17 protein-coding genes are annotated in these 21034 nt (G+C 34.3%); 13 read left to right on the top strand and 4 right to left on the bottom strand.

The window, feature by feature from the left end; all coding sequences use genetic code 11:
- The first annotated feature begins 44 nt into the window (after positions 1 to 44).
- Positions 45 to 1349, top strand: coding sequence for a DUF5068 domain-containing protein (locus QRY57_RS06695; RefSeq protein ID WP_286017003.1), 1305 nt, complete (start codon positions 45 to 47; stop codon positions 1347 to 1349).
- A gap of 61 nt (positions 1350 to 1410) precedes the next feature.
- Here QRY57_RS06695 and QRY57_RS06690 read toward each other — a convergent pair whose 3' ends face one another.
- Positions 1411 to 3084: an alkaline phosphatase gene (locus QRY57_RS06690; RefSeq protein WP_286017002.1), complete on the bottom strand. Its 1674-nt coding sequence runs from the start codon at positions 3082 to 3084 to the stop codon at positions 1411 to 1413.
- A 394-nt stretch (positions 3085 to 3478) separates the two neighbouring features.
- Here QRY57_RS06690 and QRY57_RS06685 point away from each other — a divergent pair, with 394 nt between their 5' ends.
- The gene (locus tag QRY57_RS06685) at positions 3479 to 4033 is read left to right on the top strand and encodes a hypothetical protein (RefSeq protein WP_286017001.1); all 555 of its coding nucleotides are present in this window, start codon (positions 3479 to 3481) and stop codon (positions 4031 to 4033) included.
- Between the two features lie 140 nt (positions 4034 to 4173).
- Positions 4174 to 5205, top strand: coding sequence for a S66 family peptidase (locus QRY57_RS06680; RefSeq protein WP_286017000.1), 1032 nt, complete (start codon positions 4174 to 4176; stop codon positions 5203 to 5205).
- Between the two features lie 272 nt (positions 5206 to 5477).
- Here QRY57_RS06680 and QRY57_RS06675 read toward each other — a convergent pair whose 3' ends face one another.
- Positions 5478 to 6629, bottom strand: coding sequence for an acyltransferase family protein (locus tag QRY57_RS06675; protein WP_286016999.1), 1152 nt, complete (start codon positions 6627 to 6629; stop codon positions 5478 to 5480).
- A gap of 711 nt (positions 6630 to 7340) precedes the next feature.
- Positions 7341 to 8570, bottom strand: a complete 1230-nt coding sequence (locus QRY57_RS06670) for a helix-turn-helix domain-containing protein (protein WP_286016998.1) — start codon at positions 8568 to 8570, stop codon at positions 7341 to 7343.
- 534 nt (positions 8571 to 9104) lie between these two features.
- Between QRY57_RS06670 and QRY57_RS06665 the strand changes: the two genes are divergently transcribed.
- From QRY57_RS06665 to QRY57_RS06625, 9 genes are all read left to right on the top strand, one after another.
- A complete protein-coding gene (locus QRY57_RS06665; RefSeq protein WP_286016997.1) occupies positions 9105 to 9851 on the top strand; it encodes a YveK family protein in 747 nt (248 codons plus the stop codon).
- Positions 9841 to 10461, top strand: a complete 621-nt coding sequence (locus QRY57_RS06660; protein ID WP_286016996.1) for a CpsD/CapB family tyrosine-protein kinase — start codon at positions 9841 to 9843, stop codon at positions 10459 to 10461. Before QRY57_RS06665 ends, QRY57_RS06660 begins: the two co-directional genes overlap by 11 nt.
- A gap of 14 nt (positions 10462 to 10475) precedes the next feature.
- Entirely contained in the window at positions 10476 to 11114 is a 639-nt protein-coding gene (locus QRY57_RS06655) for a sugar transferase (protein ID WP_286016995.1), read from the top strand.
- A 22-nt stretch (positions 11115 to 11136) separates the two neighbouring features.
- Entirely contained in the window at positions 11137 to 12081 is a 945-nt protein-coding gene (locus tag QRY57_RS06650; RefSeq protein ID WP_286016994.1) for an NAD-dependent epimerase/dehydratase family protein, read from the top strand.
- A gap of 30 nt (positions 12082 to 12111) precedes the next feature.
- Positions 12112 to 13584, top strand: coding sequence for an oligosaccharide flippase family protein (locus tag QRY57_RS06645; protein WP_286016993.1), 1473 nt, complete (start codon positions 12112 to 12114; stop codon positions 13582 to 13584).
- On the top strand, positions 13565 to 14785 hold the full coding sequence (locus QRY57_RS06640) for an O-antigen ligase family protein (RefSeq protein WP_286016992.1): 1221 nt from the start codon (positions 13565 to 13567) through the stop codon (positions 14783 to 14785). Before QRY57_RS06645 ends, QRY57_RS06640 begins: the two co-directional genes overlap by 20 nt.
- Entirely contained in the window at positions 14763 to 15566 is an 804-nt protein-coding gene (locus QRY57_RS06635; protein ID WP_286016991.1) for a glycosyltransferase family 2 protein, read from the top strand. The genes QRY57_RS06640 and QRY57_RS06635 overlap by 23 nt, the downstream gene beginning before the upstream one ends.
- A 3-nt stretch (positions 15567 to 15569) precedes the next feature.
- A complete protein-coding gene (locus QRY57_RS06630) occupies positions 15570 to 16619 on the top strand; it encodes a glycosyltransferase family 4 protein (RefSeq protein WP_286016990.1) in 1050 nt (349 codons plus the stop codon).
- Between the two features lie 98 nt (positions 16620 to 16717).
- On the top strand, positions 16718 to 18259 hold the full coding sequence (locus QRY57_RS06625) for a hypothetical protein (RefSeq protein WP_286016989.1): 1542 nt from the start codon (positions 16718 to 16720) through the stop codon (positions 18257 to 18259).
- A gap of 231 nt (positions 18260 to 18490) precedes the next feature.
- On the opposite strand, the gene QRY57_RS06620 is transcribed toward QRY57_RS06625, so the two are convergent.
- Positions 18491 to 19432, bottom strand: coding sequence for a hypothetical protein (locus QRY57_RS06620; RefSeq protein ID WP_286016988.1), 942 nt, complete (start codon positions 19430 to 19432; stop codon positions 18491 to 18493).
- 641 nt (positions 19433 to 20073) lie between these two features.
- Between QRY57_RS06620 and QRY57_RS06615 the strand changes: the two genes are divergently transcribed.
- Positions 20074 to 20886: a hypothetical protein gene (locus QRY57_RS06615; protein WP_286016987.1), complete on the top strand. Its 813-nt coding sequence runs from the start codon at positions 20074 to 20076 to the stop codon at positions 20884 to 20886.
- Positions 20887 to 21034 lie beyond the last annotated feature (148 nt).

Here is a 21034-nt window from a genome sequence, read left to right as displayed (position 1 = left end):
GCCTAGATTAAACGTTTAAAAGGGAAAAAACAGGGGGAAGAAAAATGTCAAAAAAATTAATGTCTTTATTTTCTGTCATGATGGTTGCAGCCCTTATGATAACTGGCTGTGGTCAAAGTGATAAAGCAAATAATGAACAAAAAGAGAATGTGACAAAAGAAAATAAAGAAGAGAAAAAAGATACACAAAAAGAAAAGAAAGAAGAAAAAACGGATACGTCAAAAGAGAAAGAATCTAAAGATACAAACACGAAAGATACGGCAGCTAACGCAAGTGATTATTCAAAGCTTATCTCCTATATGGAGAAAGAAACACAAGGTAAAACGAAAGTTCTTTATGAAAACAAAGAACCGCAATTACATAAATTACAAGATGTTTCCGTATCACTTGATAACTACACATTAGTTGAATTGAATGATTTTCATACCAATTTTGATATTCCTTTTAACAGGCAGACAAATGGTGGGGTTATTCTTGCACACTATACTGTAAAGAACAGTTCAAATAAAGATGCTTATTATATGCCAACTTTAAACATAACATTTACAGGCGCTACAAAGGATTACAGTAACTATAAAGATTTAATTCCAACAGAAGAACAATTAACTGAGAAATTGTCTCCAAAGAATAATTATTTAGTAGAAGCAGGGAAAAGCGTTTCTGGTTATGTTGCTTACCCATTTAGTAAAGATGATTTAACAAAAATTTTAGGGCTATCAACGGTATCAGTAATGGTTCCTGAAGCGCAGGCTAATAAAGGAAAATTTGATGCTCCAATCGGAAGTCCGGGGAAATTTGCGTTAAGTTTAAATCAACAAGGTAGTGAAAAGACTGCAGCAGATAAAGCTTTTTATCAAGATAAAGTAACTGTTGATAACATGGGCGAGAAAACAATGCTAAGTGAGAAATCAAACATTAATAAAAGTGAACAATTAGGTAATACCAATGTTACATTAGAGGGATACCAATTCACCAAATTCACGCCAAATTCCGTTGAAGCTCCTCGATTTAAAAATTTCAAAAATGGCATTGTTTTAATGACAGTCAAATTTAAACTCGATAACAAAGAGCCTGAAGATATTGGGTTGTCTTCATTAAGTTCTACACTAAGAGTGAATGATGGTGCGCAGTATACGCTAAGCGAAGGCATGTTGCTGAATTATAAATATAATGATTTGATTAAAGCCGGAACATCTGGCGAGTTATTACAGGTTTTCACCTTAGATCAGGAGCAGTATGAAAAGATTTGGAAAGACAAAAGCTTCGAGATCGAATTAGGACCTATGAGAAATAAAGACGCAAAAGATATTTCAAAAGGGAAACAAGTGAAATTCACATTACCGAAATAAAGCCACAATAAAAGCCGGGTGAGGTTGTTTCCTCCCCCGGCTAATGCTATTTATAAAGCATTCACCGAGAATGCTTTGTAAATAGATGAACTGCCTTTTCAGGTATATAAAATTTCCCATTACTCTCTACAACGATACTCCCTAACTCATAAGCTCTTCCATCGATACGGATTATATTCTTATTAACAAACAATTGAGCTTCCCCTTTATTGTGTTTTACTACGAGCACCGGGTTTGCTACATCTGTTTTATCGATTTTTACAGTTGCACCAATTTGTTTAAAGGCTGATTCAGCATCTAAAAATAATTTGTTTGTTAACTCTTCTAAGTGAAAGCCCATTGCTTTGGCCATTACCTTCGCAATATCTGTATTTTGGACGAAACCATATGGCTTCCCAAGGCCGTAAGAGTATAAGAATACATCTTCACCCGTATGCCCCCCCGTTGTAAAACCAATGTTCGCACGGTTGGCCAATAACTTAGTAAGTATTGGACCTACATCCGTTTTCTTTTGTGCAGCTTTTAACTTTGCTTTTTCATCATTAGTTAAATCTCCTAAACCATAAAGTGCAGCTATCTCTTTTACATTAGATAAATCATCTTTTAGTTTATTTGTAGCACCTTCAAGTGTCATTTTTGCCTTTTTCAGTGGAGCGATGTAGGCAGATACCGGTGTGGTATCATATCCTTTTGTGGTATTTTTGTTACCGATGGAAATACCACTGTTACCATGGTCCGTTACAGCAATGACCATCGTGTTCCCATCTTTTTCCGCAAACTTTAACGCTTCTGCAACTGCAGCATCGAATGCTAATATATCGCTAATCATCCCGATTGGGTCATTGACATGCGCTGCCCAATCGGGCTTACTGCCTTCTACAAATAAGAAGAATCCATCTTTATCTTTTGATAATGTTTGAATTGCTTTCCCCGTCATCTGGGAAAGTGTTGGCTGCTTGGGATTGGTTGCTTCACGATCCATATCAAACGCAAGTGCAGTATTTGAGAAAGAGCCCCAAATTTTATCGGATTTAGAGTGTAATAAGGCATCCTTCGTTTCCACAAAGTCGTACCCTTTGTCTTGGATCACTTTTATTAAATCTTCGTTGTCTTTACGGATTCCATTGTTTCCCACAGGTTGCAGCGCTGCCTTTCCTCCGCCTAATACAATTTCCATATTTTGATAAACCTGTTGTTCACCAAGTACTTCAAAATCTTTGCGGTTCGTATGATGAGCAGAGAAAGCAGCCGGAGTGGCATGCTGAATTTCTGATGTAGCAATAATTCCTGTTGCGCGGCCTGAACGTTCTGCGCCTTCTAAGACGTTGGCAACTGGACGAAACCTGTCTTCTTCTTTGATTGGTTCTAAGCCAGGTGAATTCACAACAGAAGGTAATACGCCCACATAGCTCGAATTTGATTTATTTCCTGTCGCTAAAGCTGTTGCTGCCGGCGCTGATTCCGTAATAGCTGATTCCGCCGAATAAGTACGAACCCCTCCTGATACAATTTGATCTAGCGCAAGAGGTGCACCTTTATACCATCGGGCCAACGTTGTTGCTGAAGAGCTTGTCCCATCCATAACCATCATAATTACGTTTTTGGGTTGCTGCCTTGCTTTTTTCACCTCAGCTTTTACCTCGTTATCATTCATCATGCTTCCTGCACCTAATAAACCTAGCACTATTGTTCCCGCTAATGTTGGCCCCATCATCTTTTTCCGAAAATTAGTCATTGTTGTCCCTCCATAAGTTGTTTTCGGCATCCCCACTCTAACATTCGTATGTAAACAAGCTGTTTCTTCTTATTTAGTAGTACCCTATTGTCACGAAGCTAACAATAAAGTGAAACTTGAATCAGTGGGGGTTTTCTCCATCCCCCACTGATTATTAGCCCTCACCAATCGGGCTTTTACGGACAGTTCATCTCCCACCTAAATTCTTCGCTTTCGCTGAATTTTGAGGTGGGAATGTTACTGTCCTAAAATAGCGGGATAACCCGTTCCCTTGGCAGCCAAGTATTTGCAAAAGTTTTTACAGGAATTACTGTTACTCTTTTAACCGAATCTTAATTTTAAATATTATAATGAATACAGGATTACCAGAAAATACAGACAAAGGAGAAAACATATGGATTATATGAAGGATAATTTAATGCCCCTTTTAGACGACTTTAAAAAAGAACCAACGAAAGAAAATGTAACCGAAATATTAAAGGAATTCGGCGTACAGTACCCTGAACATTGGGCTAAAGGTGAGATAGAAGGTAAAGAAGCTGTTCTTGCCAGCTTTCGTTTTTTAAGGCCATTCCAAGAAATATTGGATATGTATTTATATAATCATGAAAGCTGGGTTCAAAACTCGATTCAGCGTGCGAATGAACAAGCAACACCCGATACAAACAACTTGATTATAAAAGAAATGGTGCAAGCAGGAATCCCACCTGAAAAGATTGGATTATTTGCGTACTGGATAGCTAGGTCCGCTATGAATGAAATTTTATATCGTCTATCAGATGCAGGCGGCGGAGATTATGATTTACCAAATGAAGGAGAAGAGCTACCCTCTTGGAGACTAGAAGAATACTCACCACATAACGGAAATCCAATGAATGTAGAACGGACAGGGCGACTGTTACTTGAATTACATAATATTTTTCCGTTTCACAATCCAGGTGAAAAATAGGAAAAAAGACAAACAATTGAATTCCCCTCTCTAGCAGAATAGCAGGGAATTTCTTGATGATGTAGAAAAAAGTCATATGCTATATTTTCCAGCTATGCGAATCATATAGTGAATCGAATGATATAAGGGTGGGAGTTAGGGTGTTAAGAAAACCAGAAAGATTACAACCAGGTGATCGCGTTGCAACAATTAGTCCTTCTTGGGGAGGCGCAGGCGATCCTGAACTAAGATGGCGTTATGAACAAGGGGTAAAAAGATTAGAAGAAGTGTTTGGTCTTGTGGTTGTGCCTATGCCAAATAGTTTGAAAGGCTCTGATTATATTTATGAGAATCCAGAGGCCCGTGCGATAGATATCATGACAGCATTTCAAGATAAAAGCATTAAAGGGATCTTTGCGAATATTGGCGGACAAGATAGCATTCGCTTACTTCCTTATATTGATTTTGATGTCATACGTGAAAATCCAAAAGTTTTTATGGGGTACTCTGATGTGACCATTCCACATTTATTTTGTCATAAAGCTGGTATTTCTTCTTTTTACGGTCCAGCTATTTTGACTGATTTTGCTGAAAACGTTGAGATGGATCCATATACAATTGAAATGGTGAATCGAACGCTCTTTTCAAATGAAATGATTGGTGAAATTGAGCCGGCTACAGAATGGACGAGTGAACGATTACTATGGATTGAATCGAACAAAAATAAACGACGTACCATGCAGCAAAATACTGGATATGAACTACTTCAAGGCTCAGGTATCAGACAAGGCCGTTTAATCGGAGGTTGCATAGAGGTACTGGAATTCGCAAAAGGAACAGAGCTTTGGCCTGAGAAAAAATATTGGGAAAACAGCATTCTGTTCTTTGAAACATCTGAAGACAAACCAGATCCAACTTATATCAAATATTGGTTACGAAATTATGCAGCGCAGGGCATTTTACAAAACACAAATGGAATCATTTTCGGCAAACCGAAAGACGAGAAGTATTATGAAGAATATAAACAAGAAATTGTAACAGTCATGAAAGAATATGGTTTAGAGGATTTACCGATTCTTTATAATTTAAATTTCGGTCATACCGAACCTAAGTTTATTTTACCTTATGGCGTGATGGCGGAGATAGATTGTGAGAGGAAGACATTTTCGATTTTGGAGAGTGGTGTGCAATAAGGTGAAACTTGAATCAGTGGGAGTTTTCTTCATCCCCCACTGATTATTAGCACGACCAATCGAGCTTTTACAGGCAGTTCATCCCCTACCTAACTTCTTAACGTGGCTCGTCCAGAATGTGAGGGGGATGGAGCTTCTGACGTAGAGGTGTTTTTTACCTCGCAGGAAGAAGCGAAGCCACCGGAACTGGACAATACTTTCGCTGAATTTTGAGGTGGTATTACTGCCCGCAAATAGCGGGATAAACATAAGAAACATTTTACTGAAGAATCTTATAAAGAACGACTATATTTTTCTTCACCTTCCCTAGTTAAATGCCGCCCAAGGTTTATGCAAGGTTTTTCAATAAATAGATACCCGAATGAAGATAGTAAAAAAGAAAGAGAAAAGGAAAGAAACACTATTAATATGGTAGGTAGTTTATCATAAAATAAATGCATAACTGAGAATAAAGAAATAAGATGATATAAATAAAGGCTATAAGAAATCTTTCCAAGAAAAACAAATACTTTTCTTCTTAATAACGCACTAAATGTCCATGAAGCGACACTCATAATCATTACTATACAAACCCCAAATGAGACAACGTAGTCCCTCAATATATAATTGTTCAAAAAATCTACTTCGCCAATCATTCCCTCATACATAAAACAAATAATCGCAATCAGTAGCAATGCAATTTTCACTACTTTTTTCATATTGAAAGCGTAATGAAAAATCAAAGAACGATACTTGGCTAATAGAGCTCCCATAAAAAAAAGAGTGATGTAGTGAAAACTTAAAAAAACACTAGTTATGCTTCCACTAGGATCAAAGAAATACAAACCTATAGTCGAAGAAAAACTTAAAACAATAAACCACAATAAGGAATATCTGAGCCTTTTGCGTATAAAAAAGAAAGTCAGAAATGGAAATACAAGCGAAATTCTCATTTCATGAACAAGAGACCATATAACATTGTTATATGCGTCCGTGTTATACTCACCGATAAAAACAAAATGTTGTAATAATAAAGTTAGCGTATCTGTAGTGGTCCATGATTTACTAAACCAATCACTAATATATGACATATCATTACGAATAAAAAGCATTTTAGTAATAATAGCAATGCTGATTGCTACTACATATGGTATATAAATTCGGCAAATCCGTTTTATTATGTATGTATCATAATGAAATTTCTCATTATGAATAGATAAATACAAAACAAAACCACTCAATACAAAAAAGAGAATAACAGATTCGTTGCCGCTACTAAAAAAAAGGCGTAAAGGAGTTTCCTTGAATAAATAAACTATGAAAGGACTATTTAACTCATATCGATAATTTTCGTACGCAGGCAATAGCATCATATGATGCCCGATCATTACAAGAAGTGCTGCTAATCCTCTTAGAGAGTCAAACTCCTCATATCTTTTCATCATATTACACCTACTAAAAAGGTTTTTATTAAAATACAAGTTGACTTCAATCTTTTTGTTTACAAAATTATCATGTTACTTACAGTTGCAGGAGAATAATAAAGTTTTAAAATGCGTTCTATATATACTTATTTCCCTTTGATACATACGAATACTAGCCATCCATTTCTACGATGATATGGAGCGAATGATTGCGTTTGAAAGGCTCCGTTTCGATTACAAGGAACAGAGAAAGCTTACATTTCCCCATATTTTATATCGATTATTCGCTATGTCTTCCTACTCACGCGAAAGAAATTGTGATACTTTTTCCTAGCTGCTTATATAAGTTCATTTGTAGTACACCTTCATTCATCAAGGAAGGTACTCCTCTCTTAATTTGTTTCGTCGCAAACTTAAGAATCTCCTATATTTCCCCTATTCATAAGACAGATGTATTTACACAAAATATTTTATGCTACCAAATATAACACGCGTTGGTAAAAAATGAAAATACGAAATGATTATTCTTTAATAGGAAAATAAAGTAAAAAAAGAATCCCGTGGGATTCTTTTTTATTTCGAACATTCATTTCATCCAAGCTAAAAAGGTAAACAGAGAAATTTTTTGAGGTAAGAATATTATTACTCATAAATACTGGGGTAAATTGAATCGATGCATTTATATGTGACTAAGTATTACACATATCTCACCTAACTGTTAAGATATCGAACCTATATCACGGTATACTTTTCACGATATTGCTTAGGAGTCATGTTACATATTTTTTTGAAAACTCTTGTGAAATAACTTTGATCATAAAAGTTAAGCCAAGCACAAATATCTGATAATGGATATGTAGTTAATGTTAATAGTTTTTTTGCTTCTTCTACTCGTTCCCTTTGAATATATTCACTTAAAGGAATTCCTACTTCTTTTTTAAACAATTTAGATAAATAAGTAGGATTAATATCAAGCAGCGTAGCGAGATTATTGAGAGTTATTTCATGGTAAATGTTTTTGCTAATATGATTTAAACATGTAGTAATTGTATTCGAATAGCTTTGAACGCTATATTCTTTAACACGATCAGCAAAAGCACATAAAGCGTCCTCAATTAATCTATTGACGGAATACATATTATCTAGTTGTTCAATGGTTCCCATATAGAGAGAACTAAGCGAAAAAGCAATTTCTGGCGGAAGATTCCCCTCTATTGCATAACGAGTAGCTAAAGTAATGGCCATTATCCCATTATTTTTTTGATTTCTTAGCTGATTTCTTTTTGATGAAATTGCAGCATCTTCTTGCGGGAATGCATATGCATATTTTATTAATTTTTCTTTGTCCCCTTCTTTAATGCATGTGAAAAAATTCCGTTCCAATAATATATCGTAATGATCAGGATTATTTTGACGACGGGCTGAAATATATAAGTCAGGATTCGCAATTTCATAGGCGGTTTTCTCTAATAATTTATTTTCTCTCCAAACAGCACCTACATCTAACTTTTCTTTAAAAATTATGTAATGCAATAAAATCCCTATATCAATTAAAGTTATTTTTTTTATCACAGGTACGGAATGATAGTATTCAATTCCATCTTGGATTCTAGCATTTTCTCCAAATTCATCCATAAGTCTAATGGCCATGTCTTCTGATACCTTGGGATATGTAGAAGGTCCAATAAAAAAGGTTCCTTTTATAGATTCATGATCTACTATGCGAATGAAAACGAAATTTTCTAGATAACTGTTTCCCCTCATAAGCGGAAAATTATAGAGATCATTTTCTTGAAAAAGCTCACTCAGTTGTTCTTCCCTAGAAGAATAAAAAGGACTGCAAATATCATTAGAAGTAGATTTATATAAGATTTTTTCATCTGCAGATAAAAATTGAATAGATACTTGAAATGTTTTATATAAAATATCACACAAATATTGTATATCCATAGAATGATTCATTATAGTCTCCTTTTAACTAGATAAGATTATAAAGCTTCATATAAAAAACCAAACATTTTAATTCATACATTTATGTAATACATTTGTGGATTTATAAATAGATTTATGAAGAGTTAAATATACCTAAAAATTCTATTATTTTCAAGAAAATACAATTAACATCAAAATATTACCATAAATTTTCAGAAAAAACACTTATTATTTAGATTTATAAGAACAATCACACAATTATTAACTTCTTCATTTAAATATCCGTCCTATTCATATATTTGTTATGCACACCTTTCTTGTAGTCATAGAAATTTCAAAAAACATACTCACATATACTCTCCTGGCACTCTTAACTTAATGATGATGTGGCTATTCCCTACATAGTAAAAATTTAGGAAGAAGCATTCTGTTCAGATGCTAGGTTTATAATTTTTCCACCCCAGTATAAATGTTATAAGGATTTTTTCTAAATCAAGGGTGATAATTCCTAGTCGGAAAATCACGCCAAAACTCTACTATTAAATTGAAAAAGTGGTGAACGAGATGAATGAAAAAGTAAAGATAAAAGAGTTTATACAAATTTTAAAAAGGCGACTCTTAATCATTATACTTACGACAATTTGTACAAGCGGGTTCATTATTATTTCATCCCTGTACCTTATGAAACCGATTTACCAGTACTCCACCCAAGTTCTTGCTGGATCTTTAGGTGTAGAAAAAGAGGAAAATCCAGTAAATAAGGTACAAGATAACAGACAGCTAGCTCTTTCATATATGGATATTATAAAAAGCCCATATATCATGATAGGCGTAAAAGAAGAGTTACACCTAACTCGTTCAAACTATGATTTGCTGAAACAAGTTTCCGTTACTAATAGAAATGATTCACAGATTATTACGATTTCAGTGAAAGACTCTGACCCACAATTAGCTAAAAAAATTGCACAATCTGTCGCAAAGCAATCCATATCTAAATTTAAAGACTATGCAAATGTAAACCGACTTAATATTCTTAATGCTTCCGAGGTAATGGAAGAAGCCGAATTACTTTTTCCAAAACCAAAATTCATTATAGCCATTTCAATCATAATCAGCTTTTTTGCCGGAATTGGTTTAGCAATTCTACGAGAACACTTTGATAATTCAACTTACAACAGTCGAGAGCTCGAACACCTTGGTCTCCCGTTATTAGGAAGAGTGAAGTTACATACAAAAAAAAGAAACAACAAGCAAAAAGCAGCTTATAAGAGCTTACCTTCTATGAAACGAGGTGAACATAATGGCTATTAAATTTAAGAGGAAATATTTCTTTAATCCAGACGATATCACCATCAAAGAACGATTTTATAGCATATGTAACCATATTGAACCGAGCCTTCAAAAGGAAACGTCAATATTAATGATTACTTCTCTTGCACAAACACAAAATATAACCCATGCTACTGCTTATTTGGCCCTAGCCTTTTCAGAACAACGAAAACGAGTGTTGATAGTGGATGCAAATCTGCGTCAACCTTCTTTACATCATGTGTTTCATATCGATCATTCATTTGGCCTAACCAGCTTACTCTTAAGAGAGAAAAATAAGGATACTCCAATAAAAATAACAGATTATCTATCTTGTTTACCTACAGGCGAAGATCTTTATGAGCCAGTGACATTGTTAACATTAGAGACCTTCCCAATTCTAATTGAGGATTGGAAAGAGCATTTTGATATCATTCTATTTCACACATCCGATTTCCTAAACACACCAGATGCACAGATCCTCACAAAACATTGTGATGGCACTGTTTTAATGATACAGGAAGGCCGTGATAAGTTAGATAAGATTGCGAATGTAAAAAAACAACTAGAACATAGCAAACATGAAATAATCGGTACAGTCATTATTTCATAAAGGGGGAGTAACTTTTGGACCCAAAAATAAAGATTGATAGACAGGTAGAACTACAAGTAACGCCTCTATCAACTTCATCCTACCTTCTTGTTAAACGACTTATAGATTTTATTTTTTCGCTTTTCATGCTGTTACTTTTATCACCCATCTTAGTTCTTTTTTGCATTCTTATCCCAATCGAATCAACCGGTTCTCCCTTCTTTTATCAACAGCGCTTGGGGAAAAACGGAAAAGATTTCAAATTAATAAAGTTACGCTCCATGTTTTTAGATGCCGAAAAAAATGGTCCTCAATGGGCAAGTAAAGAGGATCCTAGGGTTACAAGAATAGGTAACTTTATAAGAAAAACTAGAATTGATGAAATCCCTCAAGTTATTAACGTGCTAAAAGGAGATATGTCACTCATTGGCCCTAGACCTGAAAGAGAATATTTCTATAAAAAGTTTGATAAGTCATTGCCTAATTTTAAACATCGTTTACTTGTAACGCCTGGAATAACAGGATTGGCGCAAGTGAATGGTGGATATGATCTAACTCCCGAAGAAAAATTAGCATTCGATTTATACTATATCCAGCACAGATCATTCGCTATGGAAATCAAGATTTTATGTCGAACATTGGCCATTGTATTTACTGGAAATGGTGCTAGATAAATATTGAAGGGAAGAATAAAAAATGAAGAAAGTGCTAGTAACGGGAGGCTTCGGATTTATCGGATCCCATATTGTAGAAAAATTAATTCATAATAATTATGAAGTGGCTGTGTATGATAACTTATCCACTGGATCCGTAAATAATGTCCATTCGAAAGGTATAGCTTTCTTTGATAATGTAGAAGATGAAAGATCATTAGAAAAAGCGATGGAGGCGTTTCAACCTGACTTTGTAGTTCACCAAGCTGCGCAAATTAGTGTACAAAACTCCATTTCAAATATAACAAATGATGCGCTAATCAATATAATAGGGTCAACAAATATCATAAAACTCTCTCAGAAATATGGTGTTAAAAAAATCATATTTGCTTCTTCAGCAGCTGTATATGGCGATTCTAAAGTCATGCCTATTTCAGTCTCACATCCTTCTCGCCCCTTATCACCTTATGGCGTCTCCAAAAAAACAGCTGAGGATTATTTAAAACTCGCAAAAGAATTATATGATATAGACTATGTCATTCTTCGTTACAGCAATGTCTATGGTCCAAGGCAAACAGCAAGCGGTGAAGGCGGAGTTATTTCAATCTTCATAAATCATTTCATTAAACAGGAGCAATCTATTATTTATGGGGATGGTTTACAAACAAGAGATTTTATCTATGTAGACGATGTAGCAAGCGCCAATCTTAAGGCATTGAACTACAATGGAAGTGGTACTTTCAATATATCATCAGCAACTTGTACAAGTATCAATGAAGTATTCTCGATGATTCAATCGATTGGGAAACAAAATATCCCCCCCATTTACCAACCTGCAAAAGACGGTGACGTCAAAGAAAGTTTGCTCTGCAATAAAAAGAGCATTCAACAATTAGGCTGGCAACCTGTATATGCATTGGAAAAAGGTCTTGCGAATACATATGATTATTACCTGAAGCAAAAAGAAACTACATCTGTATTTAAGTGACTTTACAGTTGTGAATTGGGAGAGAAATAAGTGAATAAGAAAACAAACTCAATTATTAAAAATATATTCCACTTACTTTACAGCACGATTCTAGCTAATGTTTTAAATGCAGGTACGCTCATACTATTGGCAAATTACTTTAACTCAAAGAACTATGGAATATTTAGTGTAGCACTAGCTCTTTCCATGGTCATGCACTTTTTTACAGATTTAGGAGTCAGTAATACGTTCCTTCGAGAAGGAGCAAAAAAAGAAAACTCAAGCGCTACATTCTTTTCTTATATAAAAGTTCGAGTCATATGTTTACTTTTCACATTTATTATCTTTTCTTTCGGTATCCATATCTTCTATCATGAACAACAAATTCTTTATATGATGTATAGTTTAATGATTCCTTTAATCATCGGCCTAGTGCTGCAAAGTATAGGCATAACCTACTTTCAATTATCTGAAAGAATGCAATTTATTGCATCCATAAGAATCTTCTCGGCCATTGTATTAGTCACCTTAACCATTTTGTGTATAACCTTACAAGTGGATATACATGTAACAGCTTTTTTATATGGTTTTTCTTATTTAGCTGGAGGCCTTTACTCCCTGTATTTACTCAGAAAAAACGTGGAATTCAAATGGAAAGTCCCTTTTCAAAAAGAATTATTGATCAATATTAGCCCGTTCTTAATTAGTGGGTTATTTATTATATTAACCCCTCAACTAGGTCCATTAGTATTAGAAAAAACACTTCCTTTAGGGCTTGTTGGTCTCTTTGCAGTAGCTTACCGAATCCCCTCAGCTCTCTATCAAATACCAGGGGTTATTGCAGGTGCATTTTTCCCACTGTTATTTAAGCATTATAGTCATGGGGAAATAAAGAAACATACAGAATTAAATATCCTGCAAATGAAATTTATGTCCTTAATTGGAATGTGTATGACAATAGCTTTATTCTATTTATCCCCCTATCTGATCACGATTTTATTTGGAGATAAATGGGAATCCGCGGTTGAACCTTTAAAAATATTATCCTTTATTATTGTCTTACAAGGATTTAACATCGCTATCGCTGACGGGCTCACAACAAAAGGACTGCAAAATCGCCGTACGATTGTTCAGTTTATAACCATCTCTATTGGCTTACTGTCTTTTTATTATCTCAGTGTTACTTATGCAATAGCGGGGGCAGCTTTTTCTGCTTTAGCGATGGAAATCGTATCATTTATTGGTTATGTATTAGCGAATCCAATCAGAAGAACCGTATTAACCAAAGTCGTTATTCCATACGGATCCTACTTTTCAATAAGCTTTATCCTATTACACTACTTATTATATAAGTTTCCTTTTATCGCCATGTTTTCTACCATTATCTTAATGTCTACGATGGTTTTACTATTTGATCAAGCTACTCGGGACTTGATTAAAGATTTTATAAGAAAGAAAAAACAACAGAATATCAACCATTTAAAAGACGGGAGACAACGAGGGAATGGAAAGATTACAAATTAAAAGAAATACTTCTACTTTAGAAGTCTTTCTTTTGTTATTTTTTATTACACTTAGTAAATATAATGTGTCCATCGGTTTTTCATTAAAAATTTACATGATTTTTCTAGCCGTTTTTTTCTGTATTTATTTTCGAGACTTTTACTTTCGTCCCCTTTATCATTATGAAATTTTATTGCTTTTATTTTATTTTACCTATTGTCTAAGCGGTGCTTTTTCACAGTATCCAGAAGCAAGTATTCGCGTCATTCTAGGAGTAATCCTTGTCCTTATCTGCTATTTCATCATGAGGTATATGCTGGAGCAAGCTTCCATTCATTCTATTGAAACTTCCATTGCAAATGTCGGGATACTATTTAACGTGATTAGTTTATTACTATACATAATTGGACTACAAATAATCGGGGGATCCCCAACAGGCGTTGAGATTACTTCTTACGGATTATTATTAGATAGAGATTATCCAAGGTTAATTGGACTACTTGATGACCCAAACATCTTCATTTTTTATAATACATTGTTTTTTTCGTATTATTTAACACACTTAAAAGGATTTAAAAACTCCTTTGGATTTATCTTATGTATAATTACTAACCTTCTTACTTTTTCTCGAGGCGGTATTGTTGCCCTAATACTCGTTATCATTTTGTATATAATATTAGCGGATTTTCAAAAAAAGGTAAAAATGATACTTGTTGCTCTGTTATGCCTAGTTATAATGTACGCCGCAAGTTCTTTTATTCAAATCGATTTGAATCAGATTATTTCCAGCCGTATCAATGACTTTTCTTCTGATAAAGGAAGTGGTCGATTTGAATTATGGAAACAGGCCATTACCTATTTTATGTCTCATCCCCTTTTGGGAATCGGCGCCTTTAATTTTTCGGATTATTACGCATTTGAACATAATGAAAAACTATATGTTCATAATACATATCTAGAAATCTTAGTAGAAGCTGGAATTATTGGTTTTCTGTTTTACTTTTCTTTTTTGTTACTGTTCATTATCAAGCTATTTAAGACTAAATTACATATTGAAAAACCTTTTATTATTCTTACACTTTTTGCTTTTTTATTGCAGATGGTATCCCTTTCTCTCATGATTAATGAAGCGCTTTTCTCCTTTTTAGCAATTGCTTTAAAATATATTTCTGTATATGAAAGAAAAGAGGCTGGTTTTTATGATATACATGAAAAAAGATAGCGAATCATTGGTTTCTGTGATAACCCCCTCGTATAACAGCTCCCCTTTTATAAAAGAAACCATTGAATCCGTTCAGGCCCAATCATATGCTAACTGGGAAATGATTATCGTTGATGATAAGTCGAGAGATGACTCCGTTCATGTCATCAAACAATATATAGATAAAGACCCGCGAATTAAACTGATTACCTTAACTCAAAATGCTGGTGCTGCTAGAGCTAGAAATATAGCATTAAAAGAAGCTCAAGGAGATTATATTGCCTTTTTAGACAGCGATGACCTCTGGTTACCTACCAAACTAGAAGAACAAGTCGCTTTTATGCAAAAAGATAATCTTGCTTTTTCTTTTACCTCTTATTCTTTAATTGACGAACAAGGAAATGCAATGAATATTAAAGTTCATGCACCGAAAGTTGTCGATTATAAATATCTGCTGGGAAATACGACGATTGGCTGTTTAACCGTGATGTTAGATAGGCATCAATTTAAACAAATTGAAATGCCCGTTATCCAGCCTGAAGATACTGCCCTATGGTTAGTATTATTACGGTTAGGATATCAAGCATATGGCTTACAAAAGAGTTTATCTAAATATCGTATTGTAAGTAACTCTACTTCAAGGAATAAATTAAAAGCTGCCTACCGATATTGGAAACTATTACGAAACCAAGAAAAGTTAACCTTTGTCAAAACCAACTTTTATTTTAGTCAATATGCCTATCATGCGTACAAGAAAAACAGAGGAGATCGACCTTCTTCTATGACCAGTGGAGGGAAATAAAAAATGAACAATATTCTACTATTAACCGATAAACTCATAACGGGCGGCGCTGAGATGTATTTTTGCAAACTAGAAAACCATCTCAAAGATGAAAACATGACGTTTTATTCAGCAGCTGCCACAGGTGAGTTGTATCATCAAATTCATAATAAGCATCATTTTATTCCTTTAAGTTTAAAAAATCATCCTGCTAACCTCTATACATTAAGTAAACAAGTGATGAAATTGGACATTGATGTTATCCATGCAAATAGTCTCAGAATGTTGCTGTATTCTATCGCAATTAAAAAAATCACGAAAAAAAGAATGAAGCTCATTTATACAAAACATAATGTTACAATACTTGAAAATAAGTTTCCCGCGCTATTTAAAAAAGTGTTAAATCAACATGTTCATCAAATTATCGCAGTGAGTAACTTCGAGAAAGAGAGCTTACTGCAATTGGGTATAAGAAAGGACCTTATTCGAACGATTTACAATGGTGTCGATGTAAAGCATTTTTCATTTCAACAAATACAACCTAAAGAAACCCTCAATATCGGGATTTTAGCCCGGTTATCAAAAGAGAAAAACCATGAACTTTTTTTAAAAATTGCAAATGAGTTAAAATATGTACGTAACGTAATGTTTTATATTGCTGGGGATGGACCTGAACGGGACTTTATTGAAAAAATGATTCATGATTTCAAGTTAAATCATAAGGTGAAACTTCTAGGTAATACATCTAATCCATATGAATTTATTTGCAGTATGGACTTGCTGCTTCTAACGTCCCTTAGAGAAGTGTTTCCAATGGTAGTCATTGAAGCAATGGCTTCTGGAACACCTATTATTTCTGTAGATGTTGGCGGTATCAAAGAAGCCATCATAGATGATGAAACCGGAATTCTCGTTTCCCATCATTCTGAAAAAGAATTCGCAAAGAAAATCCAGTTACTTCATGACAATCAAAACCTAAGAAAATGTTTAGGAAAAGCGGCAAGGGAAAAAGTAGAAAAATCCTTTTCCCTCTCAAATATGATTCATTCTACACTTGAAACCTATCAATATTAAAAAACAAACGATGATCTCGTTTGTTTTTTCTTTTATATATATGCATTTTTTCAAACATGCATATTATATAATATCTCACATATAAGGAGTGTTATAAGTTGACAGAACCTCTTAATTTTACTGAAGACTGCCAAAATCAAAATGTTGTTAATATTGATTGTTTTGGTGCCAGTCCAGATTTACTCGATAATTCCCAAGCCATTCAAGAAGCCATTAACTACTGCGTGGTCAACAATTATTCCAAAGTTGTTATCACCGGGAAGAAACAATATACGATCTCCTCCCCTATTGTTATGAAGTCCAATGTACATCTTGAAATGGACCCGACTGTAACATTAATCGTTAAAGGAAATTTCCAAGTGTTTGAGCTTCAAAAAAACACTTCCATCTCTGGTGGTTCGATTGAAATCGTGGATAATAGCTTTAACTCATCCGTTCTTTTTCTTTCTGGTGCCAATCAAATAGAAATTCATAATCATACTTCTATATCAAATATTAATATTATAAACCGTACAACAACTTACCAAGGTATCGCAATTCATTTATCCTGTAAGAAGGCATGGGATTTCATAAGCTTCTTTAAAGCATACTCCATCCAAATCACAAACTTTAATACGGCTATCTATTTAAAAACAGAAAAGCTTGAGGATATAAACAATCCTTGTTGGATTAATGCAAACTCCTTCCATTCTATTTTTATAGATGGTTGTCAGTATGGTATCGAGATTATAGGAAATGGTGAATTACCTTACGAAATTTCAGGAAACACCTTTACGGGAATCCAAGTTCAATGCCGGAAACAAACAAAAAAAGTAATCCGCTGTTCAGGTGCCTATAATATATTTGAAGGAATCATATGGGACGTCTTTCGTATGGATGCCGCTCCCCTCGTTATCGAATTCTCTTCCACCTCTCATCATAACTACCTATTCTCAAATCAAGTCTCCACATCGGTTATCGATCGTGGCCTATACAATCGGTATACCTCACCACATGAAGAATCACTTCCTGTATACCCTCCTCTAGCATTAGGAAAAGCACAGATAGTTGGGAATCAAGATGATATATTAGTAAATGCAAATATCCGTTACGCAGTGCGCCAACTTTCTGGAAAAGCCCCCTACGGAGGACATATTAATAATTGTTTTAACTTGCTTGATGAGCAAAGTGTAAATTACGTGGATGTTCCGAGTACGCAGCCAATTGTAATCGAGTTAGATTTTTCTAAGCAGCCTATTAACATGCTGAATTGTATTGGTATCTATTTTGGATGGAATGAAAGCCCAAGTCGCATTTTAATTGAATATCAACAGAGCCTAAACGGACCATGGCAGGTTGCTAAAGATCTTCCGTTTAATGCCGGAAATACTGTGCTTTCAGAAGTAAGGTCAACTATATTGTATAAAGTTAAGTTCACACTAAGCGGATATACACAAGATCACAAACGCTTTCGGATAAATCGAATATTCGCAAGGTCATCTCTGCAACATGGCTCCTCATGGTTACCAACTACTGGTGGTACTTTATATGGAGATTTAGAATTTCAAAAAGGAAATGCTGTGACGTTAACTTCCCCAAATGGAACAAAATGGAGATTGAGTATAAATGATCAAGGGCAAATTAGCACATCTAAACTATGAAAATCATACAAATTAAGATTCATTTACTTCCATTAGTAAATACTAAAATGCTCCCCTTCGATATCTTCAAATGTTAACCATACAAAAAAACAAAATACTCTAACAATTCCACTTGTATCATCATGCCCCTAGAAGATCAATTTCAACTTATACGTAATAATTGTCCCCTTCTCTACATGAATCTAGGGGCTTCTCCTAAGAAAGCCACGTCCGATTGAGAGAACCTTACAGTTACTGTTTCACTTTATTTGCTTGTCCACTATCGGAGATTCTGCTCATAGGCACAGAAGAAATATCAATAGTCGTATCCACACTCTTATCCGTAAGCTCAACAATCGTGTTTCCATGATTGATTTGGTTCAAATCCCACAACATCCCATGAAACTCATTATGTTGTCCGCTCACCTTCAAAACACTTTTTGTTTTACTTGAAGGTTGTATCTGTAAATTGGTAAATTGATTCCCACTAGCCTCATTCGGTATCGTTGAATGACTATCCATGTAAATCATGTTTACACAATCCTCTAAAGAAAAATTCAGAAACCGATTAGCATTGATCCACGCATATCCAGAATTCGGTTTATCCACTTTTAACTTTACTCCATTCTTCATTCCTACTACCTTAACGTTTTCGAAGTTAACAAAAGAAATCTCATGCTCTTTTCCACCAGCGTATAACGATATCCCTGTACCCTTGTTCGTTTCAGACCAATTGATAATATTTATATCCTTTATATGTGTTTTGTTCCAAGTGTTATAATATTTATGTTTACCATCTAAATAGATCACTTCCGAATTAAAATTCGCATCATCAATGGCAATATAGGCCCCTTCCATTGAAGCATTCTTCTCAAGTTCAATTACCCTGAAGTTACCATTCACAATAAACTGTGTTCCATACCCGAATAATAACTTAACACCTTGCTTCACAACGATAGGTGAAGTAATCTTATACTTTTTGTCATCAAGCAAAACCGTCTTTATTTTACTATCCTTTGCTTTATTAATAGCTGATTGAATTTTATCAGAATCACTTGTTCCTTTAAAATCCTCAACATATATCTTCTCTTTTCGATCTGAATTAGAATGATTCTGATAGTAAATAACAAAAACAATTAGTACTATACCTAAGAAGATTAAACCAATTATTTTTTTCATCGTACTCATCCCCATATTTAGTTTCCTTTCTTTGGTTCGTTATATATGAATACTCTACTGTTGTCGTCAATAGCCTCAAGTATTAACACAGTCATGAAACGAGATTAAAAGACCGCCATACATTCTCTATGAACTGATATGATCTCACCTAAGCAGGAAGTATAAAAACCCACCTTTTTATACAGTAATATGTAAACCTTATTTACAAGGGGTTTTTTACTAAAAAGAGAATAATTGGGTTTTATACCATTATTTATAACTCTCACCTCTTTTATTTTCTTGCAGATAGATCTTTTTTGCAAGCAAAAGGTGTATACGCTTACCATTTTCTTTTCCTTAAAGATTTACGTCCGAAGTATCAGAAGAAAACACATATCTCAACCGATCACTTTCTCTTGTAATTGCAATAATTTGAGCATGGCGGACCAACTCGTTCACCATATATGCTTCCATTCACGAGAGGTTTCACCCATTTCTTGAAACCTGTTTCCTCTATATTTTGAATTACCTGTAGTAATATGCAAACAATCAATACGAATAACTAAAAATTGAAGAATGTAACATGCTTTCAAAAACAGCAAATTGTTATGGTAAGATTTCCAATGTATAATTATGGTATTGTTTGTTTTTACGAAAATAATACGGGGGAATTTTTAATGAAAAAAATCATACTAGGGACACTTACAACGTTCTTGTTATTGGCTGGATGTAATAATTCTACTGAAAGTAAACCAGCTGATTCAAAAAAGACCGCGGCAGAAGAAGAAACGAAATCTACAAAAAATGAGGATAAACAGGATACGAATCCGAAAAAAGATGAAGAAGTTTTATCACCTACCAATCAGAGTACAAAAGATTTCATCACACCATTATTAGTAAAATCAGAAACACCTGCTGATATTATGACAATACAAATACAAGAAGATATGAAGCAAAAACTTGAGGAAATTAATAAAAAAATGAAAGCGAGTCTTCAAAAAAACTATACATGGTACATGGAGTATATAAAAGCAGCACAGCCTGGAGAAAGATTAGCATATCATGAAAATATGGGAATTACACAGGAAGAATATGAATTGTTCCTATCATCAGATCAATATATGAAACTTGTTAAAGGACAAGAAGGAAAAATTCACTTCAAAAAGATCAATAACAATGTATACGAGATTCAAGCTAACTCTCCAATCAAATTATTAAACAAAGTTCAAATTGATTTTGCTAGCAATACATTAAAAACAGAGTTTGGTACACTAAATTACGATGGTAAAGTCGAAGCTTCCGATGCCCAAAAAATAACTGGCAGATGGAATGGTGAGCAGTGGAAACTAAGCACAGGTAGCTTCACCGCAACGTATGCAATTGGTCAACTTGAAGACTCCAAAAAAACAATTATTTATATAACAGCAAAAGGCCTTTTAGATGGAAAAACAATCAATCAAGATCAGGTGATTGAATTTAAGGCACAATAATTCATAAGATAAAAATGTTTTAGACTATAGAAAAGAGTATTAAACTGGTAAAAAACAGTCGTAGATGTGCAAAAATAATAAGTACCCCAGAACCTCGAAGAGTCCCTTTCAGAAATGAAGGGACTTTTCATTCATATCATCAGCGTTA

Source organism: Bacillus arachidis, from assembly GCF_030285945.1.
Classification (GTDB): domain Bacteria; phylum Bacillota; class Bacilli; order Bacillales; family Bacillaceae_G; genus Bacillus_A; species Bacillus_A arachidis.
This window is presented reverse-complemented; position numbering and strand designations above follow the sequence as displayed.